27 protein-coding genes and 1 tRNA gene are annotated in these 22,804 nt (G+C 69.5%); 10 read left to right on the forward strand and 18 right to left on the reverse strand.

Translation table 11 applies throughout. The features are described 5' to 3' along the window. Nucleotides 1-172: 172 nt before the first annotated feature. Both ACF66B_RS06820 and ACF66B_RS06825 read right to left on the reverse strand, forming a co-directional pair. On the reverse strand, nucleotides 173-682 hold the full coding sequence (locus ACF66B_RS06820; protein WP_392664436.1) for a gluconokinase: 510 nt from the start codon (nucleotides 680-682) through the stop codon (nucleotides 173-175). Next, complete coding sequence (locus tag ACF66B_RS06825) at nucleotides 679-2,055, reverse strand: GntP family permease (protein ID WP_111430863.1); 1,377 nt, start codon at nucleotides 2,053-2,055, stop codon at nucleotides 679-681. The genes ACF66B_RS06820 and ACF66B_RS06825 overlap by 4 nt, the downstream gene beginning before the upstream one ends. Before the next feature lie 249 nt (nucleotides 2,056-2,304). Here ACF66B_RS06825 and ACF66B_RS06830 point away from each other — a divergent pair, with 249 nt between their 5' ends. Further along, nucleotides 2,305-3,066: an SDR family oxidoreductase gene (locus tag ACF66B_RS06830; protein WP_111430862.1), complete on the forward strand. Its 762-nt coding sequence runs from the start codon at nucleotides 2,305-2,307 to the stop codon at nucleotides 3,064-3,066. 196 nt (nucleotides 3,067-3,262) lie between these two features. Here the strand turns inward: ACF66B_RS06830 and ftsH are convergent, their stop codons facing one another. The 15 genes from ftsH to ACF66B_RS06905 all read right to left on the reverse strand — a co-directional run bounded on the left by ftsH (nucleotide 3,263) and on the right by ACF66B_RS06905 (nucleotide 15,692). After that, nucleotides 3,263-5,191 carry an ATP-dependent zinc metalloprotease FtsH gene (gene ftsH / locus ACF66B_RS06835; RefSeq protein WP_111430861.1) on the reverse strand — a complete coding sequence of 643 codons (1,929 nt, stop codon included), beginning with the start codon at nucleotides 5,189-5,191 and terminating at the stop codon, nucleotides 3,263-3,265. A gap of 81 nt (nucleotides 5,192-5,272) precedes the next feature. After that, nucleotides 5,273-6,562 (reverse strand): tRNA lysidine(34) synthetase TilS, encoded by a 1,290-nt coding sequence (gene tilS / locus ACF66B_RS06840; RefSeq protein WP_392664439.1) that lies wholly within the window; start codon nucleotides 6,560-6,562, stop codon nucleotides 5,273-5,275. Beyond that, entirely contained in the window at nucleotides 6,559-7,452 is an 894-nt protein-coding gene (locus tag ACF66B_RS06845) for a tetratricopeptide repeat protein (RefSeq protein WP_111430860.1), read from the reverse strand. Before ACF66B_RS06845 ends, tilS begins: the two co-directional genes overlap by 4 nt. Before the next feature lie 32 nt (nucleotides 7,453-7,484). Next, a complete protein-coding gene (gene pal / locus ACF66B_RS06850) occupies nucleotides 7,485-8,012 on the reverse strand; it encodes a peptidoglycan-associated lipoprotein Pal (protein WP_111430859.1) in 528 nt (175 codons plus the stop codon). Between the two features lie 53 nt (nucleotides 8,013-8,065). After that, nucleotides 8,066-9,394, reverse strand: a complete 1,329-nt coding sequence (gene tolB, locus ACF66B_RS06855; RefSeq protein ID WP_111430858.1) for a Tol-Pal system beta propeller repeat protein TolB — start codon at nucleotides 9,392-9,394, stop codon at nucleotides 8,066-8,068. Next, the gene (locus tag ACF66B_RS06860) at nucleotides 9,388-10,563 is read right to left on the reverse strand and encodes a hypothetical protein (RefSeq protein ID WP_111430857.1); all 1,176 of its coding nucleotides are present in this window, start codon (nucleotides 10,561-10,563) and stop codon (nucleotides 9,388-9,390) included. Before ACF66B_RS06860 ends, tolB begins: the two co-directional genes overlap by 7 nt. Next, nucleotides 10,563-11,042 carry a protein TolR gene (gene tolR, locus ACF66B_RS06865; protein ID WP_111430856.1) on the reverse strand — a complete coding sequence of 160 codons (480 nt, stop codon included), beginning with the start codon at nucleotides 11,040-11,042 and terminating at the stop codon, nucleotides 10,563-10,565. The genes ACF66B_RS06860 and tolR overlap by 1 nt, the downstream gene beginning before the upstream one ends. Before the next feature lies 1 nt (nucleotide 11,043). Continuing rightward, nucleotides 11,044-11,748 carry a protein TolQ gene (gene tolQ, locus ACF66B_RS06870; protein ID WP_111430855.1) on the reverse strand — a complete coding sequence of 235 codons (705 nt, stop codon included), beginning with the start codon at nucleotides 11,746-11,748 and terminating at the stop codon, nucleotides 11,044-11,046. Nucleotides 11,749-12,043: 295 nt separating this feature from the next. Continuing rightward, nucleotides 12,044-13,312 carry a phospholipase D-like domain-containing protein gene (locus ACF66B_RS06875; RefSeq protein WP_162683346.1) on the reverse strand — a complete coding sequence of 423 codons (1,269 nt, stop codon included), beginning with the start codon at nucleotides 13,310-13,312 and terminating at the stop codon, nucleotides 12,044-12,046. Beyond that, a complete protein-coding gene (locus tag ACF66B_RS06880) occupies nucleotides 13,302-13,850 on the reverse strand; it encodes a phospholipase D family protein (RefSeq protein WP_162683345.1) in 549 nt (182 codons plus the stop codon). The genes ACF66B_RS06875 and ACF66B_RS06880 overlap by 11 nt, the downstream gene beginning before the upstream one ends. Beyond that, on the reverse strand, nucleotides 13,850-14,131 hold the full coding sequence (locus ACF66B_RS06885) for a hypothetical protein (RefSeq protein ID WP_111430852.1): 282 nt from the start codon (nucleotides 14,129-14,131) through the stop codon (nucleotides 13,850-13,852). Before ACF66B_RS06885 ends, ACF66B_RS06880 begins: the two co-directional genes overlap by 1 nt. Further along, nucleotides 14,132-14,386: a hypothetical protein gene (locus tag ACF66B_RS06890; protein WP_111430851.1), complete on the reverse strand. Its 255-nt coding sequence runs from the start codon at nucleotides 14,384-14,386 to the stop codon at nucleotides 14,132-14,134. 2 nt (nucleotides 14,387-14,388) lie between these two features. Next, nucleotides 14,389-14,697, reverse strand: a complete 309-nt coding sequence (locus ACF66B_RS06895; RefSeq protein ID WP_111430850.1) for a hypothetical protein — start codon at nucleotides 14,695-14,697, stop codon at nucleotides 14,389-14,391. Between the two features lie 88 nt (nucleotides 14,698-14,785). Then, a complete protein-coding gene (gene ybgC, locus ACF66B_RS06900; RefSeq protein WP_111430849.1) occupies nucleotides 14,786-15,202 on the reverse strand; it encodes a tol-pal system-associated acyl-CoA thioesterase in 417 nt (138 codons plus the stop codon). Between the two features lie 34 nt (nucleotides 15,203-15,236). Next, complete coding sequence (locus ACF66B_RS06905) at nucleotides 15,237-15,692, reverse strand: outer membrane protein assembly factor BamE (RefSeq protein WP_111430848.1); 456 nt, start codon at nucleotides 15,690-15,692, stop codon at nucleotides 15,237-15,239. A gap of 72 nt (nucleotides 15,693-15,764) precedes the next feature. On the opposite strand from ACF66B_RS06905, the gene ACF66B_RS06910 reads away from it, so the two are divergent. From ACF66B_RS06910 to ACF66B_RS06945, 8 genes are all read left to right on the forward strand, one after another. Beyond that, complete coding sequence (locus ACF66B_RS06910) at nucleotides 15,765-16,373, forward strand: YceD family protein (protein WP_392664445.1); 609 nt, start codon at nucleotides 15,765-15,767, stop codon at nucleotides 16,371-16,373. Between the two features lie 172 nt (nucleotides 16,374-16,545). After that, entirely contained in the window at nucleotides 16,546-16,752 is a 207-nt protein-coding gene (rpmF, locus tag ACF66B_RS06915; RefSeq protein WP_111430847.1) for a 50S ribosomal protein L32, read from the forward strand. Between the two features lie 63 nt (nucleotides 16,753-16,815). Beyond that, nucleotides 16,816-17,907, forward strand: a complete 1,092-nt coding sequence (gene plsX, locus ACF66B_RS06920; RefSeq protein ID WP_392664448.1) for a phosphate acyltransferase PlsX — start codon at nucleotides 16,816-16,818, stop codon at nucleotides 17,905-17,907. Then, the gene (locus ACF66B_RS06925) at nucleotides 17,904-18,881 is read left to right on the forward strand and encodes a beta-ketoacyl-ACP synthase III (protein ID WP_111430845.1); all 978 of its coding nucleotides are present in this window, start codon (nucleotides 17,904-17,906) and stop codon (nucleotides 18,879-18,881) included. The genes plsX and ACF66B_RS06925 overlap by 4 nt, the downstream gene beginning before the upstream one ends. A gap of 106 nt (nucleotides 18,882-18,987) precedes the next feature. After that, nucleotides 18,988-19,290 carry an integration host factor subunit alpha gene (ihfA, locus tag ACF66B_RS06930; RefSeq protein ID WP_111430844.1) on the forward strand — a complete coding sequence of 101 codons (303 nt, stop codon included), beginning with the start codon at nucleotides 18,988-18,990 and terminating at the stop codon, nucleotides 19,288-19,290. 16 nt (nucleotides 19,291-19,306) lie between these two features. Continuing rightward, nucleotides 19,307-19,909, forward strand: a complete 603-nt coding sequence (locus tag ACF66B_RS06935; protein WP_111430843.1) for a MerR family transcriptional regulator — start codon at nucleotides 19,307-19,309, stop codon at nucleotides 19,907-19,909. Nucleotides 19,910-19,974: 65 nt separating this feature from the next. Next, a tRNA-Pro gene (locus ACF66B_RS06940) sits at nucleotides 19,975-20,051 on the forward strand. Nucleotides 20,052-20,077: 26 nt separating this feature from the next. Then, nucleotides 20,078-21,148, forward strand: coding sequence for a 2'-deoxycytidine 5'-triphosphate deaminase (locus tag ACF66B_RS06945; protein ID WP_111430842.1), 1,071 nt, complete (start codon nucleotides 20,078-20,080; stop codon nucleotides 21,146-21,148). Nucleotides 21,149-21,154: 6 nt separating this feature from the next. Here ACF66B_RS06945 and ACF66B_RS06950 read toward each other — a convergent pair whose 3' ends face one another. After that, nucleotides 21,155-21,838 (reverse strand): helix-turn-helix domain-containing protein, encoded by a 684-nt coding sequence (locus ACF66B_RS06950; protein WP_162683344.1) that lies wholly within the window; start codon nucleotides 21,836-21,838, stop codon nucleotides 21,155-21,157. Nucleotides 21,839-21,964: 126 nt separating this feature from the next. On the opposite strand from ACF66B_RS06950, the gene ACF66B_RS06955 reads away from it, so the two are divergent. Further along, nucleotides 21,965-22,792 carry a methyltransferase domain-containing protein gene (locus tag ACF66B_RS06955; protein ID WP_111430840.1) on the forward strand — a complete coding sequence of 276 codons (828 nt, stop codon included), beginning with the start codon at nucleotides 21,965-21,967 and terminating at the stop codon, nucleotides 22,790-22,792. Nucleotides 22,793-22,804: the final 12 nt, after the last annotated feature.

The raw sequence follows: 22,804 nt of genomic DNA on the forward strand, positions 1-22,804 counted from the left end.
GTGAACCCCGGCGTGAAACGGGGGCTTTTCACCGTGAAAACGGGGATTCGGCCTTTGAATTCATTGAATTTTCGTAGTTAACATATCATGAATCCCGCCCGAAATCGCGGGCGGGAGGCCCGTGTTTCGGGATGCGGGAAAATCCCGCCCGGAGAGGCTCCGGGCGGGCGGATCAGAGCGCCTTCATCGCGGCGTCGAGCTGGGCGTCGGGCGGCAGGGCCACGTCGATCACCACGCCATCCTCGTCCGGGGCCAGCGGCTCCAGCGTCGAGAGCTGCGACTCGAGAAGCCTGGCCGGGAAGAAATGGCCGGGGCGGTGCGAGAGCCGGTCGGCCAGCACCTCGCGGTCGCCGTGGACGTGGAAGAAGCGCACCGTCGGCGCCCCGCCGCGCAGGATGTCGCGATAGGCGCGCTTGAGCGCCGAGCAGCCGATGACGGAGGAGCGGCCCGCGGCCTCGTTGCGGGCGATCTCGGCGGCCAGCGCCTCGAGCCAGGGCTTGCGGTCGGCATCGTCGAGGGGGGTGCCCGCCGACATCTTGGCGACATTGGCCTCCGGGTGGAAGCTGTCGCCCTCGATGAAGCGCCAGCCGAGGCGGCCCGCGAGCGCGGCGCCGAGGGTGGATTTGCCCGAGCCCGAGACGCCCATGACGACGATGTGCTGAAGGTCCGGTTCCGCGCTCACAGCAGCCACCATCCGATCAGGCAGATCCCGAATCCGATCGTTCCAAGCAGGGTTTCCATCACCGTCCAGGTCTTGAGCGTGGTCTTGGCATCCATGTCGAGGAAGCGGCCGACCAGCCAGAAGCCCGAATCGTTCACATGGCTCAGCACCGTCGCGCCGCAGGCGATGGCGATGACGAGGAAGCAGAGATCGAAGGACGAGAGGCCGGTGGTTGCGGCCACGGTGGGCGCGAGCAGGCCCGCCGTGGTGGTGAGCGCGACGGTCGCCGAGCCCTGGGCGACGCGGAGCGCGGTCGAGATCAGGAAGGCCGCGACGATGAGCGGCATGCCGAGCTGGTCGAGGCTGCCCGCGAGCGCCTGGCCGATGCCGCTGGCGCGCAGGACGCCGCCGAACATGCCGCCCGCGCCGGTGACGAGGATGATGGCGCAGACCGGCGCGAGGGCGCGGTCCATGATCTTCTCGAGCTCGCCCGCCGGGCGGTCGGCGCCGAGCTTCCACATCGCGACCAGCACGGTGATGAGGAGCGCGACCGGCGTCTGGCCGATCATGCGCAGGATGTTCACCCAGACCGCATCGCCGTTCACCACACCCACGGTCGCGAGCGTGTTGAGGCCGGTGTTGAGGAAGATGAGCCCGAGCGGCAGCAGCAGCACCGACATCACGGTGCCGAAGCTCGGGAGCGGACCCTCCGCCTGCGCCGTCTCGCCGCCGCCGAGCAGGTCCGGCACCGGCAGCACGAAGCGCTTGCCGGCCCAGAGCGCGTAGAGATAGGCGCCGAAGAACCAGGTGGGCAGCGCGACGACGAGGCCCACGAAGACGAGAAGGCCGATGTCGGCCCCGAGCAGGTCGCCCGCCGCGACCGGTCCGGGATGGGGCGGCAGGAAGGCATGCATCACCGCGAAGGCCCCGGCGCAGGGGAAGGCGTAGGTGATGACCGAGCCGCCGAAGCGGCGCGCGACGCTGAAGATGATCGGGAGCATCACGACGAGGCCCGCATCGAAGAAGATCGGGAAGCCGAAGAGCAGCGAGGCGACGCCGAGGGCGAAGGGTGCGCGGTGATCGCCGAAGACATCGACGAGGCGGTCGGCGAGCACCTGCGCGCCGCCGGTCACCTCGAGGATGCGCCCGATCATCGCGCCGAAGCCGACGAGCAGGGCGACGGTGGCGAGCGTGGAGCCGAAGCCCTGGAGCAGGGTCGGCACGACATCGGCAAAGGGTATGCGGGTGACGAGCGCGGTGAGCAGGCTCACCAGCACCAGCGCCACGAAGGCGTGGACGCGGAAGCGCAGGATGAGCGTGAGAAGCAGGAGCACGGCTCCCACGGCGATAATCAGCAGCGTAGCCGTCCCGTAGGCTGGCTCGATGGTTTCCATGATGTCCCCCCAATGTTTTGCGGGGAAAGGTGGCCTGTTCCCCCAAGCAATCAAGGGCGACCCTGACGCAGGCCCGGGCGGAGGTAAAGTGAAGGGCGCGAAAAACCATGCGGTTGGCGATTATTTTCCGCACGGAAAAAGACGCATGAAAGCGCATGATCCGGGTCGGCGATGCGCATGATCCGGGTCGGACGGGATGCCGCAAGACCGTATCCGCAAGGAGCAGAAAACGTTGAACAAGGATCAACCATGCTTCTTGAGAAGAAATCGATCATCATCACCGGCGCGTCCAGCGGCATCGGGGCGGCAGCGGCGCTTCTCTTCGCGAAGAACGGCGCGCAGGTGGTTCTTGGAGCGCGCCGGGAGAAGGAGCTGGGTGCGGTTGTCGGCCGGATCAACCGGTCCGGCGGGACGGCCGTGGCCTTGCCGGGGGATGTGACCGACCCCGGCTATGCCGACGAGCTCGTCGCGCTCGCCAGATCGGAATTCGGCGGTCTCGACGGCGCCTTCAACAATGCGGGCAGGGTCGGCTCCGGCCTGATGGTGGCCGAGACGCCACCCGAGGAATGGTCGGACATCCTCGCCACCAATCTCACCTCGGCGTTTCATGCCGCCCGGGCGCAGATTCCTGCCCTGCTGGAGCGCGGGGGCGGAACCCTGGCGTTCACGGGGTCCTTTATCGGCCACACCGCGACATTGCCGGGCATGGGGGCCTACGCGGCCGCGAAGACCGGCCTGATCGGCCTGGTTCAGGCGCTGGCAGTGGAATATGGCAGCCAGGGCATTCGCGCGAATGCGCTCTTGCCCGGCGGCACGCTGACGGCCATGGCGATGGATGCGGCGACAAATCCCGAGACCGAAGCCTTCATCGCGGGTCTTCATGCGCTGAAGCGCCTCGCGAAACCGGAGGAAATCGCGAATGCGGCGATGTTCCTGATGTCCGACCTCTCCAGCTTCGTGACCGGATCGGCCATGTTGGCCGACGGGGGCAATTCGATCAGCAAGGTCTGACCGGCGACGGGCTCCGGTTCGCGCGTTGCGCGAACCGGAGGCCCCTCAAGGGGTCGCAAGGCCGACGCGGTCTTCGCGCGCCTCCGTCCGGCATGGCCCCGCCGCCACAGGCGCTTTCGTCCGCGAGTGCGGCAGGACATGCAAAAAGGGCGCCCGCGGGGGCGCCCTTCGGAGGTCTGGCCGGTTTTCCGCGGGCTCAGCCCGCCGGGTTCGGCTCCATGTCGCTGCCGCGGCCCGGACGCGGCGACTTGCCGGTCTTGGGGATGGCGGCGATGCCGGAGGCGCCCGGGGTGGTGTCCTCGTGGTCGTCGCCGCCGCCGTCGCCGCGGTTGAGCGGCAGGCCGTCGATGACGCGGGTGATCTCCTTGCCGGTCAGGGTCTCGTATTCGAGCAGGCCCCTGGCGAGGCGGTCGAGATCGCCGTTCTTCTCGGTGAGGATGCGCTTGGCGGTCTCGTAGCCCTCGTCCACCAGCTTGCGGACTTCCTCGTCGATCTGCTCCTGGGTGTCGGGGCCGGCGTTGACGCCGCCGCCCTGCGGCCCGAGGTAGGAGAACTGCTCGTTGGCGTAATCGATGTTGCCGAGCTTTTCCGACATGCCGAAGCGGGTGACCATGGCACGCGCGATGCGGCTGACCTGCTGGATGTCGGAGGCCGCGCCGGAGGTGACGTTCTCGGGGCCGAAGATCAGTTCCTCGGCGACCTTGCCGCCCATCGCCATGGCGATCTGCGACTTGTACTTGGTCATGGTGACCGAGAGCTGGTCGCGTTCGGGCAGGCTCAGGACGAGACCGAGGGCGCGGCCGCGCGGGATGATGGTCGCCTTGTGGATCGGGTCGTGCTGCGGGACGTTGAGGCCGACGATGGCGTGGCCCGCCTCGTGATAGGCGGTGAGCTTGCGCTCCTCGTCGGTCATGACCATGGAGCGGCGCTCCGAGCCCATCATCACCTTGTCCTTGGCGTTCTCGAAATCGTCCATGGTGACGAAGCGCTTGCCGGTGCGCGCGGCCATCAGCGCCGCCTCGTTGACGAGGTTGGCGAGATCGGCGCCCGAGAAGCCGGGGCAGCCGCGGGCGATGATGCGGAGATCGACATCCGCGGCGAGCGGCACCTTGCGGGCATGGACGCCGAGGATCTTCTCGCGGCCCTTGATGTCGGGGTTCGTGACCTGGACCTGGCGGTCGAAGCGGCCAGGGCGCAGCAGCGCCGGGTCGAGCACGTCGGGGCGGTTGGTGGCGGCGATGATGATGACGCCCTCGTTGGCCTCGAAGCCGTCCATCTCGACGAGGAGCTGGTTCAGCGTCTGCTCGCGCTCGTCGTTGCCGCCGCCGTAGCCCGCGCCGCGGTGGCGGCCGACGGCGTCGATTTCGTCGATGAAGACGATGCAGGGCGCGTTCTTCTTCGCCTGCTCGAACATGTCGCGCACGCGGCTCGCGCCGACACCCACGAACATCTCGACGAAGTCGGAGCCCGAGATGGTGAAGAAGGGCACGCCCGCCTCGCCCGCGATGGCGCGTGCGAGCAGCGTCTTACCGGTTCCGGGAGGGCCGACGAGCAGCGCGCCCTTGGGGATCTTGCCGCCGAGGCGGGAGAATTTCTGCGGATCGCGCAGGAATTCGACGATCTCCTCGAGCTCTTCCTTCGCCTCGTCGATGCCGGCGACGTCGCTGAAGGTGACCTTGCCGGATTTCTCGGTCAGGAGCTTGGCCTTGGACTTGCCGAAGCCCATGGCGCCGCCGCGGCCGCCGCCCTGCATCCGGTTCATGAAGAAGATCCAGACGCCGATCAGCAGCAGGAAGGGAAGCCAGAGGCCGAGGGCGGACATGAAGCCCGACTGTTCCTGGGCGACGGCCTGGATCTCGACGTTGTTCTCGCGCAGTTCGGGCAGGACGTCGGTGTTGCGCGGCTGGATCGTCTGGAGCGAGACCCCGTCGGTGCCGGTGATGTAGATGCGCTCGCCGTCGAGCTTCACCGTCGCCACCTGGCCGTCATCAACCCGGCCGAGGAAATCCGAATAGCTGATCTCGCGGCCCATGCTGGTGTGGCTGCCGTTCGAAAAGACGTTGAACAGCGCGACCATCAACAGGAACAGAATGATCCAGAATGCTATGTTCTTCGTGTTGCCCAATGCGAGCTCTCCCATACGTCCCGGCGTCGTTATTCCCGCCTCGGGCCCCTTTGCGCTAACATAAGCAGTGGCCGCCGGGATTCAATGCAATAGAGACACAGCTGCAAGCCCCGCGGGCATGCCACAGAGCCGGAAGGAAAACCCGTTTCCAAGTCCGGCCAGCGGCGCGGCAACCAGATCATCCTCACGCCAGATCGCGGGGGTCGTCAGCAGTGTCTCGCGGGCAGCGCCTGTCTGCCGCCAGTCCGGGACCCGTGACAACCCTTCACGGCCCAGCGCGGCAATCTTCAGACCTTCGGCTCGCGGCGGCAGTATATCCAATTTCCACCGTTTCTCCCATACCCCATTTTCAACTGATACGGGTGCGGCAACCCGGCCAGGTTCGCGACGGATGACCACCTGGCCGCGGCGGGCGCGCAGGATGCAGCCATGCAGCGTCAGACCCGCGCCGATGTGGCCGCCGGCGACCGCCGCGGCGACGGGCGCAAGCTGGGTGAGGCGCGGGCGGTAACTCTCGGCGCCGACCCAGCAAAGCAGATCGGCGAGGAGGCGGAGGCGGATCTCCTCCGGGGCGGCGGCGAAGGCGGCGGGCGCGAGCGAGACCTCGCCGCCCGCGCTCACCGAAACGCAGGCGCCGGCGAGGGCTCCGGTGGCGCTTTCGAGCGCAAGGCGGGCGCGGGCCATGCGCGCCGCCGTGGCCGCGAGGTTTTCCGCGCCGATGCCGAGCCCCTCGAGCGTGGCGAGGGCCGCGCGGGTGCGCACCCGGTCGAAGCGGAGATCGGCATTGCTCGGATCCTCGGCCCAGCACATGCCGAGGCCGGAGAGCCAGAGGCGCAGCGCATCGCGGCGCAGGCCGAGCATCGGGCGGAGCCAGAGGAGCCCGCCGAGGCGGGAGACCGGGGCCATGGCGCTGAGGCCATCGACGCCCGAGCCGCGGGCGAGCCGGAGGAGGAAGGTTTCGGCCTGATCGTCGAGCGTGTGGCCGAGCGCCACCGCCTCGACCCCCTCGCCCGCCGCCCAGCGCCCGATCAGCCGACGCCGGGCGCTGCGCGCATTGGCCTGGAGATTGCCGCGGCCGTCCCAGTCCTGCCAGCGCAGCGTCGCATGGGGCAGGCCGCGCAGGGCGCAGAGCCCGGCGACGGTCTCGGCCTCGGCGGCGCTGCCGTGACGCAGGCCATGGTCGATGGTGACGACGCGGAGCGGCCGGCCGGCGGCGGCGGCCCAGCGCTCGAGCAGCAGGAGAAGGGCGAGGCTGTCGCTGCCGCCCGAGACGGCGACGCCGAGCGGGCCGCCCGGCGGCAGGGCGGCGAGCGCGGGCGCCATCGCGGCGAGGAAGGGCCCGGCGGTGTCCTGGAGGGGGGTGGTGTTCACTGGCAGCCCAGGGAGGCCTTCTCCGACGGCACCTGCGCGGTGACAGGCGCGCCGGGGTAGCGGGTCACGACCTCGTCGAGCGTGAGGCAGGCCTCGGAGGTCTTGCCGATGCGCGCGAGGCTGCGGCCGAGGCCGAAGAGCGCCTCGGGGCCGGTGGGGCCCTGCGGATCGCCGCTGAACGTGTCGAGATAGCCGCGCGCGGCGGCCTGCCACTTGCCCTGTTCGGCCAGCACCTCGCTGCGGCGGAGCTGCGCGCGGCTCGAGAGCGGGCTGCCGGGATAGGTGGCGAGAAAGCTGTCGAACTTGCTGACCGCCTCGTCGAGACGATCGGCATCGGCCGCGGCAATGGCGGCGTCGAAATCCGACTGTTCGGTGACGGCGAGCTGGGTATCGCCGGTGGTGCCGCCAAAACCGCCGCCCGCCGCGCCGGCCGCCACTGCGCCAGCCGCGCCGCCGCCGCCGGCTCCGCCCTCGGTGCGGGGGCGCGGGCGGGGCATGGTGACGCCGCCGCCGAGCTCGGGCGCCGGGGTCGCGGCCACGGCGCTCGCGTCGCCGCCCTCGAGCTCGGTCAGGCGGAACTCGATGTCGCCCACGCGGTTGGTCGCGTCCTTGACGATGCGGTCGATGTCGTTGGTGAGCACGTCCACGCGGTTGGTGAGCTGCCGGAGCTCGGCCTCGAGCTGGTCGAGGCGCTCGAGGGCCGTGGCGGGCGCGACCGGCAGGCCGCCCGCCGCCCCCTGACGGACGAGCTCGTCGCGGAGCTGCTGCACCTGACCGTTGAGCACGTCGACCTCGGCGCGGATGTCCGCGACCGTCTGGGCCTGCGCGAGCCCCGGCAGCGCGAGGACGGCTGCGAGGCAGAGCGCGGGCAAAGGGCGGAAACGGGGCATGGGGCTCACTTTCATGCGGCCTTGATAGCGGATCAGGACCCGGCGCCGCCAGTCACAACCGTGACAGCCCGGCGGTTCTGCGCCCAGCAGCTTTCGCTCGGGCAGGTGGCGACGGGGCGTTCGCGGCCATAGGTGATGATCGAGATCCGCTGGTCGGGAATGCCCTGCGACACCATGTAGTTGCGCACGGCGCTCGCGCGGCTGGCGCCCAGCGCCATGTTGTATTCGCCGGTGCCGCGCTCGTCGGCATGGCCCTCGATCAGGATCGGCGCGCCGGGATTCTGCGACAGCCAGGAGATCTGCTGGTTGAGGGTGCCGATCGCCTCGGCGCTGAGCGAGCTCTGGTCAACGGTGAAGAGCACCCGGTCGCTGATCTGGGTGCCGGGGAGCGTCGAGCTGCCGACGCCGCCCGCGCCGTAGCCCCCGCCCATGCCCTCGACACCGATCGTGCCGTCGGTGCCGCTGAAGCCGGTGCCCGTGGGGACGGTCACGTCGCCCCGGCCGGAACAGGCCGCGACGAGGATCGAGAGGGCGAGGAGGCCGCCGGTGTGGAATTTCATCTTTGTCACGTCCCTTCGTTCTGGCGCCGGCCCGGAGCGGGCCCGGCGCGCGATCATGCGAGAAGACCGGACCAGGAGGGGTCCGAGGCGAAGCCCGCCGTCGGCACCTGGCGGAGATTGCGGCCGGTGATGTCCACCGAATAGATCTGCGGGCCGCCCTGCTCCCCCGGGGTTTCGCGGAAGAACATGAGCACGCGGCCGTTCGGCGCCCAGGTCGGGCCCTCGTCGATGTAGCTTGCCGTCAGGAGCTTCTCGTTCGAGCCGTCTGGACTCATCACGCCGATATGGAAACGGCCGCCGACGATCTTGGTAAACGCGATGCGGTCGCCGCGGGGCGACCACACGGGCGTGGCGTAGCGGCCCTCGCCGAAGCTGATGCGTTTGGCCGAGCCGCCGGTGGAGCCCATGACGTAGAGCTGCTGGGTGCCGGCGCGATCGCTCTCGAAGACGATCTGGCCGCCATCGGGCGAGAAGCAGGGCGAGGTGTCGATGGAGGAGGTGTCGGTGAGCTGGCTGCGCCGGCGGCCCGAGAGATCGGCGACGAAGATGTTGGCGCCCGCGCCGGTGGCGAGCGAGAAGACCACGCGGCTCTCGTCCTGGGAGAAGCGGGGGGCGAAGGTCATGCCCTGGACATCCGTCAGCACCTGGCGGCGGCGGCCGTTCGCCTCGATGAGGAAGATCATCGGGGCGCCCTTCTCGTAGCTCGTGTAGAGGATCTGGCGCGCGGAGGGCGAGAGGCGCGGGGTGAGCACGAGGGCGTTGCCGTCGGTCAGCGTCACCGCATTGGCCCCGTCGTAATCCATGATGGCGAGCTGCTTGCGGCGCTGCGCCTTCGGGCCGCTCGCGGCGATATAGGCGACGCGGCTGTCGAAATAGCCGCTCTCGCCGGTCAGGCGCGCATAGACCGCATCGGCGACCTTGTGGCCGAGGCGGCGCCAGGCGGTGGTGGTGCCCTCGAACTGCAGGCCCTCGCCGAGCGGGGCCTGGGCGAAGACATCCCAGAGGCGGAAGCGCACCGCGATGCGGTCGCCGGACTGGCGCACCGCGCCGGTCACCAGCGCCTGCGCGTTGATCGCGCTCCAGTCGGAGAAGCGGATGGGCGCGTCGAAATTCGAGATCCGGCCGATATGGGCCGCCGCCGGGATCTCGCGGAAGAGACCGGAGCCGGTGAGATCGGCCGTGACCACCTGGGTGATCTGCGCGGCCATCTGCGCGGCCTCCGGCGTATCGGCAACGAAGGTCGGCGCCGCGAAGGGCATCGGCTCGATCACGCCCTCGGTGATCTCGATGCGGAGCGGCGACTGGGCCGCGGCCGCGAAGGGCAGGAGCGCGAGGCTGGCGGGCAGGCCGAGAACGAGGCTGCGCCGGAAGCTGTTCACCATGAGACCATTCCCTCGGGATTGAAGACGACTTCAATGTCGCGCCACTGACCATACTTGTCGGCGGGCAGGTTCGAATAGGGGGCGCAGCGCAACAGCGCGCGGCGGCCGGCGTCGAAGGCGCTCTGGTAGCGCGCGTCCGGCACCGGGTTCGGCTCGACGAGGCGGATCGAGCCGCTGATCACGTCGCCGGTCACGGTGAGCTCGGCGGCGAGCGTCACCTTGAGCTCCTGGGCGTCGCGCAGGCCCGCGGGCAGGTTCCAGCAGCGCTGGACCGCGAGGCGCAGCCCCTCCTTCTCGCCCGCCGACATCGGCGGGCCGGAGACACCGCCCTGCCCCGGCGTCGGCTCGGTCGGCGGCGTGACGCTCGGCTGGGTCGGCGCGGTGGCCTGCGCCACGAGATCGGCGAGCTGGGATTCGCGGCTCGGCGCGGGTGCGGCCGGGGTCTCGCGCGGGGTTTCCCGCTGCGGTTCGGGCGCCGGCGGCGTCGGCGTGGCCTGCTGGGTGCGGGAGACCGCTTCGGGGCGCGAGCGCGGCCGGGCCGAAGAGGCGAGCGCGAGCGGCGCCTTGGGCGCGGGCTCGGCCACCGGCTCGGGCGCGGTCTCGGGCGGCGCGGCCTCTTCCTCCTGCGGCACGGCAACCTCGATGTCGGGCTCGGGCGCGGTATCGCGCTGCACGGTCTCGGCCTCGGGCAGCGCGTCGGGCGGCGGCGGGGTCGGTTCGGGCGCGATGCGCGCGACCGGCCGCGGCCGCGGCGCCTCGACGGCGCTCGGCGGAGCGGGGCTTACCTGGTCGGGCGAGACGGCGGCGAAATCCGTGCTCGGGGCCGAGAGCGGCGCCTCGGGGTTGAAGCGCGGCGAGAGCGGCGCGCGTTCGGCCTCGGCCGGCGCGTCCGACGGCGCCGGTGCGGGCGTCTCGGCGGGCCGCTCGGGCGGGGTGATGACGGGAAGCGGGGGCTCCTCGGCGACCTCGGGCGGCAGGACCACCTCGCCGCCGCCGGGCGGCGCGGAGGCGGCCGACTGCGCGGCCTCGAACTCCGCATCGGTCACGAAGCTCACCGAGGTCACGGAGACCGGCTCCCGGTCGCGGGGAGATAGCCAGGGCAGGCCGAAGATCGCAGCCGCGATCAGCGCGCCATGGGCCGCCCCCGAGATCAGCGTGCCTGGTTTCATCAATTCCCGGACGAGCCGTCCTTTCCGTCGAAGCGGGGCCCGCCCTGCTCGGTCACGAGCCCGATGTCGTGGAAGCCGCTGGCGTTGAGCGCACCCATCACCTGCATGACCTCCTCATAGGGGATGGCGCCATCGGCGCGGAGGTAGACCTTCTCGCTGTCGCGCTCCTTCGAGACGGCCTGGAGCAGCGGGATGAGCTCCGCGCGCGCGACCTCGGAATTCTGCACGAGGATGCCGCCGTCGGCGGTGAGCGAGAGGGTGAGCGGCTCCTCGCGCTCGGAGGGCAGCGGCGCGGCGGCGGTCTTCGGCAGCTCGATCGGCACGCCGACGGTGAGCAGCGGCGCGGCGACCATGAAGATGATGAGCAGCACCAGCATCACGTCGACCATCGGGGTCACGTTGATCTCGGCCATCGGCCGGCGCCCGCCACGGCGGGATCCCCCCCTCCGCGCCCGGGCCGTCTGCACGCTCATGCCCATGTCAGCCTCCGGCCTGCTGGTCGAGCTGGCGCGAGAGGATCATCGCGAACTCGTCGGCAAAGCCCTCGTAGCTGCCGATGACCGCGTCGGTCTCCTGGCTGAGCTTGTTGTAGAAGATGACCGCCGGAATGGCCGCGAGCAGGCCGAGGCCGGTCGCGAGCAGCGCCTCGGCGATGCCCGGTGCCACGACCGCGAGGTTCGTGCTCTGCTGGAGCGCGATCTCCTCGAAGGCGTTCTTGATGCCCCAGACCGTGCCGAAGAGGCCGACGAAGGGGGCGACGGAGCCGACGGTCGCGAGGAAGTTGAGCCCGCGGCCGAGCGCGCTTGCCTCGCGGCCGATCGCGACGTTCATCGCCCGCTCGATGCGGGCCTGGGTGCCGGCGATGAGGCCGCCGTCCTTGCGGTGCGAGCGCTGCCACTCGGTCATGCCGGCGGCGAAGACGCGCGCCGCCGCCTCGGGCGGCTCGGGGCCGATGCGCTCATAGACGGTGTCGAGCGGCTCGCCCGACCAGAATGTTTCCTCGAAGGCCTCGGCATCCGCGCGGGCGCGGCGAAGGTCGAGGATCTTCTGGATGATGATCGACCACGACCAGAAGGACGCGATGATCAGAAGGAGCATCACGATCTTGACCGAGAACGTGGCTCGCAGGAACAGCGCCCACAGCGAGAAGTCGATCTGCTGCGCGGCGGCGAGAGTATCTTCCATGAGGGGAGCCTGCTGATGCTTGCCTGTAACACATCCGCCGGTTGATCCGGCGCTTTGGTGGCATACTAAACCGAATTTTGCGCCTTGTGGAGAAAAACCCGCGGCTTGTCCAGCCTGACGCAGCGACGCGGCGCCTCCGGGCCCGGAGGGCGTGCGCGGGGCGCCCCGCATCCGGCAGGGGCCTGTTTTGCAACGCCGCGGGCGGGCGCGCGGGATCTCGGGGCCGCGCGCCGCCCCGGAGGCGCCGGCGACACATCTTCGTGAGAGGCGCCCTGCCCTGCGCCGGGGCGCCGGATCAGCCCGGCAGCGCGGCCCAGACGGTCTCGAAGCGGGCGGCATAGTCCTGGGCGAGCGCCGGGCTTTCGAGCCCGACGCTGAGATCGTGGATGCCGAAGATCCCCGCCCGCGTCCAGTTGTGCGCGCCGACGAAGACCGTCGCGCCATCGATGACGCAGAGCTTGGAATGGAGCAGCACGTCCTTCTCGTCGAACTTCACCGCGATGCCCGCGGCCTTGAGCTGGTTGAAGAGCCCGGCGTTGATATGTGCGCTGTTGTAGGGATAGCCGTCGTCGTCCTGATCGAGGATCACGCGCACCGCGACGCCGCGCGCGTTGGCCGCCAGCAGCGCCTCGACGAGATCCTTCGGCCCCGGCGCGCCATCCACCCCGGCCGAACCGGTCGCGACGAACATCATCAGATCGACGCGTGTCTGCGCGGCCTCGAGCGCGGCCCGGACCGCGACCGCATACGCGGCATTGACGAGCAGCGTGCCGGGCGCCGGGTGCATCTGCTGACGGAGGGCGGCATGGAGCGCGCCGCGGTCGAGCTCGGCGGCGGCATCGCTCGCCAGAATGCCCTCGGCGGGGACGGCCGCCCGCCAGGCGCGCTCGGCGACATCGTCGAGAAAGGCGAGAAAGCGCGCGGCCGGGGTGCCGCCGGGGGCGCCGCGGCGCAGGCGCGTGGTGTGATCGCCGGTGAAGACATGGGCATCACCCGTCTCGAGCAGGCGCAGAAGCGCCGGGATGCCCGGGGCTTCCGCGAAATCGGCCAGACCGTCGATGACGATCATCGGCACGGCGGGTTCGAGATAGGCCGCGTCCGCGAGCCCCTCCACCGTCTCCGGGCCGATGCCCGGGATCGCGGCCAGTTCCGCCATGCCGTCGGGCCGCGGATGCCGGGCGAGATAGCGCGCAATGTCCTCGGCCCGCGCCGCCCCGATGCCGGGCAGGGTGTCGAGCTCGGCGCGCGTCGCCGATTGCAGGCCGATCGCCGGACCCGCCCCGTCGGCGCGGCGTTTCGGCGGCGTGATGCGGTAATAGCGCCGGAGACCCGCCGCCGCGGTGACGAGCGGCGCCTCGACCGCGGCCAGTGTCCGGCGCAGGAGGAAGGCCTGCCAGCGCAGCTCCGTGAGCGCGACATCATCGACGCGGTGCGGCACGAGATGGCCCGCGATCGCGCCGAGGCTGGCGGCGACGGCATCCTTCTCCGCCGCGGTCCAGGGGGTGGCGAGCGCCGCGGACCAGAGGGCGATGAGCGGGGCGACGGTGGCGGGCTCAAGCGGCATGGCGCGGCATCCCCCGTCCATTGCGCCAGAGGCGGAGGAACTCGGCGCAGAGCAGGTCTACCCCGCCGCCGGTGAGCGCGACCGTTTCCTCGAAATTCTCGCGGAAGGCGTCATCGGTCCAGTTCGCGCTGCCGACGAGGGCGAGATCGTCGAAAATGGCGAATTTCGCGTGCGAACCGAGCCGTTCGGGCGGCAGCGCGGCCTCCGGGTCGATCTCGTCGGCGAAGATGCGGCGGAGCGGCACGCCGCGCTCGGAGAGGAAGATGCCCGAGGCGAGGTTCGCGGTCTCGATATCGGCGGTGCGCGTGGTCGAGGCGAGCAGCACCCGCACATCGACCCCGAGCCTGCGGCGCGCCTCGAGGGCGAGCAGGAGGTCGAGCACGAGGCCCGCGACATCGCGGCCGGGCCGGATGTCGCAGATGAACATGCAGACCCAGACGCGGGTCGTGGCACGCTCGATGCTCTCGCGGGCGAAGGGCTGGTAGAGCCGGGCATCGACCATCGCGGCCATGCCGTCGAACCGGGGCGGGGCGGGCATCATCCGCCCCCGAGTTCGTCGAGGCGGGAGAGCGCCTGCAGGCGGCGGGTGACGAAGGTGGCATGGGTCTGGCGCGCGTTGAGCCGGCGCTCGGCCACCACGCCCATGCGCTCGGTCAGGAGCTCGGGCGGCATCGAGGCGGCGCGGCGCCGGAGCCCGGCCTCGATGCGGCCGAGCACGATGTCATGCGCCGCACTCGTGGCACGGTAGGCGTCGCAGAGATCGACGTAGCGCCGGGCGGCACGGAGGGCGCGCGTGGTTTCATCTCGTGTCATCGCCATTCAGAACTCTCCAGTCCATTCGAGGCCCCAGGGATCCCAGGTCGGGCGGACGGGCGGCAGGTCGAAGTCGAAATCCAGCCCGTCATCGGGATCGGGTGGCGGACCCCAGTCCGGGTCGAGCCAGTCGGGCGTGCCGTCATCGAAGAAGTCGTCGGGGATGTCGAAGAGGTCGATGTCGTCCTTGTCGTCCTTGGCGTCCTCGCAGAGATCGCATTCGAGGCATTCCGCGAAACAGCCGAGATCGGGATAGGACATGGCTAGCCCCCCGCCTTCACGATCCCGAACTGCCGCAGGCTGGCGCGCGCGAGATCGCGGAGCTCGTCGCGGGTGTGAAAATCCCGGTAGATCATCCGCAGGCGGTGGAGCTCCGTCGGCGGATCGCCGGGGCCGGCGGCGTATATCGCATCGACCGCCGCCTCGATCGCGGCATCGAAGCCGCCCGCGGCCGCGACCTTGCCCGAGAGCCTGAGGGCCGTCCGGGCGGCGCGGCGGGAGTCCGACGGAAGGGGCGGGATCGCGAGATGGGTGTCAAATTCGACGGCCACGGTACCCCCCGGTTCGGTCATGGATTTACACTCTTTATGCGACAACCATAACACGGAATGCGCCAAAATGCGCGCTCCAATCCGGCAGATGCCGCGGCAGTGGCCAGTGTCAGTCGCGGGGTTCGGCGGCCTTGAGGCTCGCGATCGTCTCGCGCAGGCTCGCCGGCATGCGCGCCGGGCGGCCTTCGGGTCCGATGCAGGCGAGCGCCACGTCGCAGCGCGCGAGCAGTTCGGCCTCGCGCAGGATCTGCTGCTCCATGAGAATGCGCGCGGCCCCGAGCCCGGTCAGCCGGGTGCGGACGACCAGCCTGTCCTCGAGCCGGGCGGGCGCGCGGTAATCGACGGCGATTCCCTTCACCACGAAGAGCAGGCCGAGCCGCTCGTGCAGCTCGGATTGCGAGATGCCGAGGCCGAGCAGCGCCTCGGTCCGGGCCCGCTCGGCGAATTTCAGGTAGTTGGCATAATAGACGACACCGCCTGCATCGGTGTCCTCGTAATAGACCCTGAGACGGAACTCGTGTGCCATGGCTTCCTCCGCCGCGCCGGCAGGGCAGCCCAACTCACTGGTTGAGCTGCTCCGCATCGATGTTGAGCACGTTGCCGAAGAGCTGCTCCAGCACGCCCATCGAACGGCCCCCGGTCTCGGTGGTGCGCGCGGTGAGGTTGACGATTCGGCCATCCTCGAGGCCGTATTTCGTGAGCCCCGAGACGACACCGTTCTCGTTGAAGTTCACCGCAAGCACCGTCCGGTCGACGACCCTTGGCGCGTGGTAGGTGTAGTTCTCGACGATACTCTCGACATAATACCACGAGCGGTCCTGCAGCAAACCGCTGGAAGACGGGCGGCCGAGGGCTTTCTCGACACTCTCGTAATTGTCGACACCCGGCCGGACGGTGGCGATGTCCGCCTCGGAGGGGACATAGCCATGCACCCGGACGGTCGGCGCACAGGCAGAAGCCAGCGCGCCCACGATCGTCAGGCCGAGAAGTGCGCGGCGCAGCGAAGTCGGGCGCATCCGATCCCCTTGATGACAGCAAAACTCCTTGCTCCCCTACTCTGCACATGGTCTAAATTCAAGGAACTTGGGATGATCGGCTCACGCAGCCGTCCTGACGGGGGGATCATGCGGGAACTGGCCAGAACATCACCTGACAATCCGGAATTTGCGCGGGTCGTGGAGCTCGCGCGGCTCCAGGACGGCGGCGACTTCGCGTTCGACATAAGCCCCGAGCCGGCCGAGGCTCAGGCGATCGCGCGGCTCATGGGCGCCCAGGCGCTGCGCAAGCTCCGCTTCCAGGGGCGGCTCTCGCCGCTCGAGCGCAAGGGCTGGCAGCTCGAGGGCGCGTTCGGCGCAACGGTGATCCAGACCTGCGTCGTCACGCTCGAGCCGGTCACCACCCGGATCGACCAGCCTGTGCGCCGGCGCTACGAGCCGATGACCGAGCCGGTCGCGACCGACATCATGCTCTCGGCCGAGGACGACGAGGATGTCGAGCCGCTGCGCCCGACGATCGACCTCGGGCTCGTGGCACTCGAGACCCTCGCCCTCGCGCTTCCGGCCTATCCGCGCAAGGACGGCGCGGCCCTCGGCCCGCAGGTCTTCGCCGAGGACGGCGTGACGCCGCTCGAGGACGAGGACGTGAAGCCTTTCGCCGCCCTCGCGGCCCTGAAGGACAGGCTCGACAACAATTCATGACCTTGCCTGCATTTGCCCTTGCGCACGCGCGCGCAATCGCTATGTTCCGCGCTTCGTTTTCCTGGCCATCCCGAAAGCTGGGGCGTGACATGTCGCGCAACATTCGTTATCGGGTGCCCAGCAAATGCAAGGGTGATCCGGGCCGGGGCCCGCGTGACATCGAGGTTGAAAAATGGCTGTACCCAAGAGCAAGATCACGCGCTCCAAGCGTGGTATGCGCCGCTCGCATGATTCGCTTGTGGCCGGCAATCCGAACGAATGCCCGAACTGCGGCGAACTGCGTCGTCCGCATCACGTCTGCGGCGCCTGCGGGCATTATGACGGCCGTGAAGTCGTTGCCGCAGTTGAGGAAATCGACCTCGACGACGAAGCCGCCTGAACGACGCCTGTGTGAGGTAGGTCCGGTATGACTACGGACGCTCCCCGGACTCACCCCACCGGCATGTCGGCTCCAGACGCAGGCGACATCGTTATCTCGATCGACGCCATGGGCGGCGACCGGGGTGTCGCCGACATCGTTCGCGGCATGGGCAAGTCGCTGGAGAAAAATCCGCGGCTTCGCTACATCCTCCACGGCGACGCCGCCGTGCTGAAGAGCGCGATTCGCGCCCGCACCCCCCTCGCCGAGCGCACCGAGATCCGCCATGCGGAGAGCGTGATCGGCATGGAGGACAAGCCTTCCCGCGCGCTGCGCAGTGCGAAGGGATCGAGCATGTGGAACGCGCTCGAAACCGTTCGCGACGGCGAATCGCCCGCCGTCATCTCCTGCGGCAATACCGGTGCGCTGATGGCGCTTTCGATGCTCGCGCTGCGCAAGGCGCCCGGCATCGACCGCCCGGCGATCGCCGTGCTCTGGCCCTCCCGAAATCCTGCCGGATACAACGTGGTGCTCGACGCGGGCGCCGATATCCGCGCCGATGCCGCCGATCTGCTGAAATATGCCCTGATGGGCACGTCCTATGCCCGCAACGCGCTTGGCGTGGTGCGGCCGCGGGTCGGGCTGCTCAATGTCGGCACCGAAGAGCACAAGGGCCGCTCCGAGCTGCATCAGGCCGCCGAGATGATCGGGGCCGCCGGACCGGCCGGGGATTTCGACTATATCGGCTATGTCGAGGGCACGGACATGCCCTCCGACCGGGTGGACGTGATCGTCACCGACGGATTTACCGGCAATGTGGCGCTCAAGGCCGCCGAGGGCACGGCCCGGATGATCGGGAGCCTCCTGCGCGAGGCCTTCACCCACAGCCCGCTCTCGCGCCTGGGCGGCCTCTTCGCCCTCACCTCGCTCCGCCGGTTCCAGAAGCGGATCGATCCGCGCCGCGTGAATGGCGGCGTCTTTCTCGGCCTCAACGGCACCGTCATCAAGTCGCACGGCAGCGCCGATGCGACCGGGGTGTCGGCCGCGATCAAACTCGCCTTCTCCCTCTCCGAAAGCGGGTTCACCGACCGCCTCGTCAAGCGCGTGGCGGTGGGCGCGAAGGAGAGTCACGTCGAGGGAGCGCAGGATGCGCTCCGGGGGAGTTCGGGGTCGTGAGCCTTGTTCGTGCCGTTCCGGTCAGCTGCGGGCATTACCTGCCCGCCCGCGTCGTAGAAAACGCTGAATTCGAGAAGACGCTCGATACGAGCGACGAGTGGATCGCGAGCCGCACCGGCATCCGGCGGCGGCATTTCGCGGCCGAGGGCGAGACGACCTCGGATCTCGCCATCGCCGCGGCAAAGGCCGCGCTCGCCAATGGCGGGCTGAGCGGGACCGACATCGACGCGATCGTGCTCGCCACCGCGACGCCCGACCAGACCTTTCCCGCCACCGCCGTGCGGGTCCAGACCGCGATCGGCATGGAGGGCGGCTTCGCCTTCGACATCCAGGCCGTCTGCGCGGGCTTCGTCTTCGCCCTCGCCCAGGCCGATGCGCTGATGCGGGCGGGCCTGGCGAAGCGGGTGATGGTGATCGGGGCCGAGACCTTCTCGCGCATTCTCGACTTCACCGACCGCGGCACCTGCGTGCTCTTCGGCGATGGCGCGGGCGCGCTCATCCTCGAGACACAGGAGAGCGCCGGCGGGCCGCAGGATCGCGGCATCCTCGCCACCAATCTCAATTCCGACGGGCGTTTCGCCGACATCCTCTATGTCGATGGCGGCCCCTCCTCCACCGGCACCGCGGGCGTCGTGCACATGTCGGGCCGCGAGGTCTTCAAGCACGCCGTCATCAAGCTCGCCCAGGCCGGCGAGGCCGCCCTTGCCAGCGCCGGGCTCGAGACCTCGGACGTGGACTGGCTGGTGCCGCATCAGGCCAACCTGCGCATCATGACCCAGACCGCCGCCAAGCTCGGCATGCCGATCGAGAAGGTGGTGGTCACCGTGCAGGATCACGGCAACACTTCGGCCGCCTCGATCCCGCTCGCGCTCTCGGTGGCCGCGGGCGAGGGCCGGTTCAAGCGCGGCGACGTGCTGCTGATGGAGGCGATCGGCGGTGGCCTCTCCTGGGGCGCGGCCGTGATGCGGTGGTAACAGCGCCGCGAGGGCTCCGCCAAGTCCTTGTTCCAAGATGATGTTATTGACTTGCTTTCCCTCTTTCCCATAGGCTTGTACGACCACGTACAACAGGGGAACGTCCATGAGCGACAAGACACTGACCCGCATGGAGCTCAGTGAAGCTGTGTTCGGCGCGGTTGGTCTCTCCCGCAACGAATCGGCGGAACTCGTTGAATCCGTTCTGCGCCACATGTCCGATGCGCTGGTCGAGGGCGAGACTGTCAAGATTTCCTCCTTCGGCACCTTCAGTGTGCGCGCCAAGTCCGCGCGGGTCGGGCGGAATCCCAAGACCGGGGAAGAGGTGCCGATCGAGCCGCGGCGGGTTCTGACCTTCCGTCCGTCGCACATCATGAAAGAGCGCGTGAACGCGGGGAACAAACGCTGAGATCGGAGAACGGCCTGTGGTAAGAAAGTCTCCGGAAGCCTTCCGCACCATCAGCGAAGTGGCCGACGTGCTCGACGTGCCGCCGCATGTGCTGCGCTTCTGGGAGACGCGTTTCACCCAGGTCAAGCCGGTGAAGCGCGGGGGCGGGCGGCGCTACTACCGCCCCGAGGATGTCAGCCTGCTGCGCGGCATCCGCGGGCTGCTTTATGATGACGGGATGACGATCAAGGGCGTGCAGAAGATCCTGCGCGAGAAGGGCGTGCGCCATGTGGCGGGGCTCGGATCCAGAGTGCAGGACGCGGAGGAGATCGCCGAGACCCAGACGGAGGACGTGTCCGTGCCGCAGGGTGTGGTCTATGCCTCCGGCGCCGTCGAGCGCCCCCAGATGGTGGCGGGGTTTGCGGAAGAGACCACGGCGACGCTCGAAGCGCCCGCAGGGGCTTCGCAATCCGCCAAGGGGGAGATGCGGATGGAAGAATCGGACGGGACCGAAGACGCTCCACGGCCGGACGAAATGCCGCAGGCCAGCGCGCGCGCGGACCGCAAGGCCGCTCTGAAGGCGCTCGTCGCCGAGCTTCAGGCGCTGCGCACCCGCATGGCCGAAGGCCTCCCGCAATGAACCTGCGCCCGCGTGGCGCTTTCCGCTTGCCCTCGCGCTGCGGCTGGCTATAAAGCGCTCCGTGTCGGGCTATAGCGCAGTCTGGTAGCGCGTTCGACTGGGGGTCGAAAGGTCGTGAGTTCGAATCTCGCTAGCCCGACCATTCTCCATTCCCTGCCCCAGGTGGGAATGGGCGTTGTCCCGTCGCAGGGAATTGCGGCGATGCTGGCCGATGGCCGGATCGCCGCCGATACGCCTCCTGTCCCCGGTCAGATCCAGCCCGCAAGCCTTGATCTCCGTCTTGGCACGCGCGCCTATCGGCTGCGTGCCTCGTTCCTGCCGGGAAGCCGCACGGTGGCGGAGCGGGTCGGCAGCTTTTCCATGCACGAGATCGACCTCACGGCCGGCGCGGTGCTCGAGAAGGGCTGCGTCTATCTGGTGCCGCTCATCGAGAGCCTCGCGCTTCCCCAGGACATGGCGGCAACGGCGAATGCCAAGAGCTCGACCGGGCGTCTCGATCTCTTCACCCGGCTCATCACCGACCGCGGAACGGAATTCGACCGGATCGAGCCGGGCTACACCGGGCCGCTCTACGCCGAGATCTCGCCACGCTCCTTCTCGGTGCTGGTGCGGCCGGGAATGCGGCTCAACCAGATCCGCTTCTCCACCGGTTCCTGCCGCCTCGACGACGATGCGCTGCGCCAGCTCGACGCGGAAGAGAAGCTGGTGGACGGCCCGGCGCATATCAACGGCGGGCTCGCCTTCTCGGTCGATCTCCTGCCGCGGGCGAAGGGCGTCGTGGGCTACCGGGCAAAGCCGCATACCGGCCTCATCGATCTCGACCGGATCGGATATTACGACCCGGCGGAATTCTGGGAGCCGGTCACTTCATCCGACACGCGCATCATTCTCGATCCCGGCGCCTTCTATATCCTGGTGAGCCGCGAGGCGGTGCATGTGCCGCCCGATTACGCCGCCGAGATGGCGCCTTATCTTGCCATGGTGGGCGAGTTCCGGGTGCATTACGCGGGCTTCTTCGATCCGGGCTTCGGCCACGGGCTGGCGGGCGGCACCGGGTCGCGCGGGGTGCTCGAAGTGCGCTGCCACGAGGCTCCTTTCGCGCTCGAGCACGGGCAGGTCGTGGGCCGGCTGGTCTACGAGCGCATGGCCGAGCGGCCGGAGCTGATCTATGGCGCGGGCATGGGCTCGAACTATCAGGGCCAGGGGCTGAAGCTCTCGAAGCATTTCCGCGAGGCGTGAGCCACCTCAACGCGCCGGCGTGACCTGCGCGAGCGGCCCGAGATTGAGCCACGATTCGAAAGCAGCCCGCGCGGCATGGCTGCCGATCACCTCCAGCCTCTCCTCGGTGATGGCGTGCCGCACCGACACGTCGCCGCGGATCACATGGATGATGTCGGGCAGCGCGCAGCAAAGATAGAGCATGATCTCATGGCCCGGATCCTCGAGGCAGAGCGTGCAGCGCCCCCCTTCGTTGAGGAACCACCAGAGGTTCCTGCCCTCCGCCTGATCGCTCAGTTCGAGCCGGACGACCGCCCGCTCCTGCCCGAAGGCATCGGGCCGGGCGAAGCGCTCGATGGTCCAGAGCAGCAGCCCGAGGTCGATCTCGCCCTCCTCCAGTTCGCGCCGCGTCCAGCGCCGCCCCCAGATGCCGAGCGCCTCGACGAGCGGCACAAATTCCCGCCCGGCGGCGGTCAGGTGGTATGTCGCGGTCCGGCGTCCTTCCGGCACATGGCGTTCGAGGATTCCCTCCGCCTCCAGCGATTTCAGCCGCCGCGAGAGCAGCGTCGGCGACATCAGCGGCACGCCGCGCTGGAGTTCGGAGAACCGTGTCGCGCCCGCGGCGAGGTCGCGCACGATAAGCGGCGTCCAGCGCTCGCAGAACAGCTCGGACGCCTTCGCCACCGGACAGAACTGGCCATAGCTCCGCATCCCGACCTCCTGCGACAGGATAGCACGACGCCGCGCCGATGGCAGGATCGGACTACACTTCCTGCAGTAGTCACACACCCGCCGCCGGGCGCAGGCTCCCGCCATTGCCGTGACACGGAGGATGCCATGCTTTCCGAACCCGAGACAGGGATCGAGACGACGCGCCGGGGCCAGCTCACCGGCAGCGCCGCCGAGGTCTACGAGACGTTCTTTCTGCCCGCGCTCTTCGCCCAGTTCGCGGACCCGGTGGCGGCGGCGGCCGGTGCCGCGCCCGGGAAATCCTTCCTCGACGTCGCCTGCGGCACCGGCGTGCTGGCGCGTGCGGCACGGAGCCGGGCGGGGATCGGTGCGCACGTCGCCGGGCTCGACTGCAATCCGGGCATGCTCGCCGTTGCCCGCGCCCGGGCGCCGGAGATCGACTGGTACGAGGGCCGGGCAGAGGCGCTGCCGTTCCCCGACGCCGCCTTCGACGCCGTGGCGAGCCAGTTCGGCATCATGTTCTTCGAAGACCGCGTTGCCGCGCTCCGCGAGATGTGGCGGGTCCTCGCGCCCGGCTGCAGGCTTGCAGTGGCGGTCTGGGACGCGGTCGAGACCTCGCCGGGCTATGCCGCCATGCTCGCCCTGCTGACCCGGATCTTCGGCCCCAGGACGGCTTCGGCGCTGCGGGCGCCCTTCGTGCTGGGGGATCGCGCGGCATTCGCCGCCCTGTTCCCGGCCGCAGGAATTGCCGAGGTGACGGTGGAAACGCGGCCCGGAACCGCCCGTTTTCCGTCGATCGAGGACTGGGTGCGGACCGACGTGAAGGGCTGGACGCTGGCGGACCTCATCGACGCGGAGGGCTACGCGCGGCTCCGGCAGGCGGCCGCGCGGGATCTGGCCGAGTTCGCCGCGCCGGACGGTACCGTGGCCTTCGCGGCACCGATCCACCTGGCCTGGGCGGTCAAGCCGGCGTGAGGCTTGCGCGCT

Source organism: Amaricoccus sp. B4 (assembly GCF_043226085.1).
Classification (GTDB): Bacteria; Pseudomonadota; Alphaproteobacteria; order Rhodobacterales; family Rhodobacteraceae; genus Amaricoccus.

What these genes read in the sequence shown, in the direction of transcription:
- tolQ (WP_111430855.1), bottom strand. Translation starts at nt 11,748, where the DNA reads ATGGAAGATACTCTCGCCGCCGCGCAGCAGATCGACTTCTCGCTGTGG.
- ACF66B_RS06845 (WP_111430860.1), bottom strand. Translation starts at nt 7,452, where the DNA reads ATGCCCCGTTTCCGCCCTTTGCCCGCGCTCTGCCTCGCAGCCGTCCTC.
- tolR (WP_111430856.1), bottom strand. Translation starts at nt 11,042, where the DNA reads ATGGGCATGAGCGTGCAGACGGCCCGGGCGCGGAGGGGGGGATCCCGC.
- ACF66B_RS06945 (WP_111430842.1), top strand. Translation starts at nt 20,078, where the DNA reads ATGGGCGTTGTCCCGTCGCAGGGAATTGCGGCGATGCTGGCCGATGGC.
- ACF66B_RS06885 (WP_111430852.1), bottom strand. Translation starts at nt 14,131, where the DNA reads ATGGCGATGACACGAGATGAAACCACGCGCGCCCTCCGTGCCGCCCGG.
- ybgC (WP_111430849.1), bottom strand. Translation starts at nt 15,202, where the DNA reads ATGGCACACGAGTTCCGTCTCAGGGTCTATTACGAGGACACCGATGCA.
- plsX (WP_392664448.1), top strand. Translation starts at nt 16,816, where the DNA reads ATGTCGGCTCCAGACGCAGGCGACATCGTTATCTCGATCGACGCCATG.
- ACF66B_RS06830 (WP_111430862.1), top strand. Translation starts at nt 2,305, where the DNA reads ATGCTTCTTGAGAAGAAATCGATCATCATCACCGGCGCGTCCAGCGGC.
- ACF66B_RS06825 (WP_111430863.1), bottom strand. Translation starts at nt 2,055, where the DNA reads ATGGAAACCATCGAGCCAGCCTACGGGACGGCTACGCTGCTGATTATC.
- ACF66B_RS06955 (WP_111430840.1), top strand. Translation starts at nt 21,965, where the DNA reads ATGCTTTCCGAACCCGAGACAGGGATCGAGACGACGCGCCGGGGCCAG.
- ACF66B_RS06895 (WP_111430850.1), bottom strand. Translation starts at nt 14,697, where the DNA reads ATGACCGAACCGGGGGGTACCGTGGCCGTCGAATTTGACACCCATCTC.
- ihfA (WP_111430844.1), top strand. Translation starts at nt 18,988, where the DNA reads ATGAGCGACAAGACACTGACCCGCATGGAGCTCAGTGAAGCTGTGTTC.
- rpmF (WP_111430847.1), top strand. Translation starts at nt 16,546, where the DNA reads ATGGCTGTACCCAAGAGCAAGATCACGCGCTCCAAGCGTGGTATGCGC.
- ACF66B_RS06860 (WP_111430857.1), bottom strand. Translation starts at nt 10,563, where the DNA reads ATGAAACCAGGCACGCTGATCTCGGGGGCGGCCCATGGCGCGCTGATC.
- ACF66B_RS06890 (WP_111430851.1), bottom strand. Translation starts at nt 14,386, where the DNA reads ATGTCCTATCCCGATCTCGGCTGTTTCGCGGAATGCCTCGAATGCGAT.
- ACF66B_RS06905 (WP_111430848.1), bottom strand. Translation starts at nt 15,692, where the DNA reads ATGCGCCCGACTTCGCTGCGCCGCGCACTTCTCGGCCTGACGATCGTG.
- ACF66B_RS06910 (WP_392664445.1), top strand. Translation starts at nt 15,765, where the DNA reads ATGATCGGCTCACGCAGCCGTCCTGACGGGGGGATCATGCGGGAACTG.
- ACF66B_RS06880 (WP_162683345.1), bottom strand. Translation starts at nt 13,850, where the DNA reads ATGCCCGCCCCGCCCCGGTTCGACGGCATGGCCGCGATGGTCGATGCC.
- ACF66B_RS06875 (WP_162683346.1), bottom strand. Translation starts at nt 13,312, where the DNA reads ATGCCGCTTGAGCCCGCCACCGTCGCCCCGCTCATCGCCCTCTGGTCC.
- pal (WP_111430859.1), bottom strand. Translation starts at nt 8,012, where the DNA reads ATGAAATTCCACACCGGCGGCCTCCTCGCCCTCTCGATCCTCGTCGCG.
- tolB (WP_111430858.1), bottom strand. Translation starts at nt 9,394, where the DNA reads ATGGTGAACAGCTTCCGGCGCAGCCTCGTTCTCGGCCTGCCCGCCAGC.
- ACF66B_RS06950 (WP_162683344.1), bottom strand. Translation starts at nt 21,838, where the DNA reads ATGCGGAGCTATGGCCAGTTCTGTCCGGTGGCGAAGGCGTCCGAGCTG.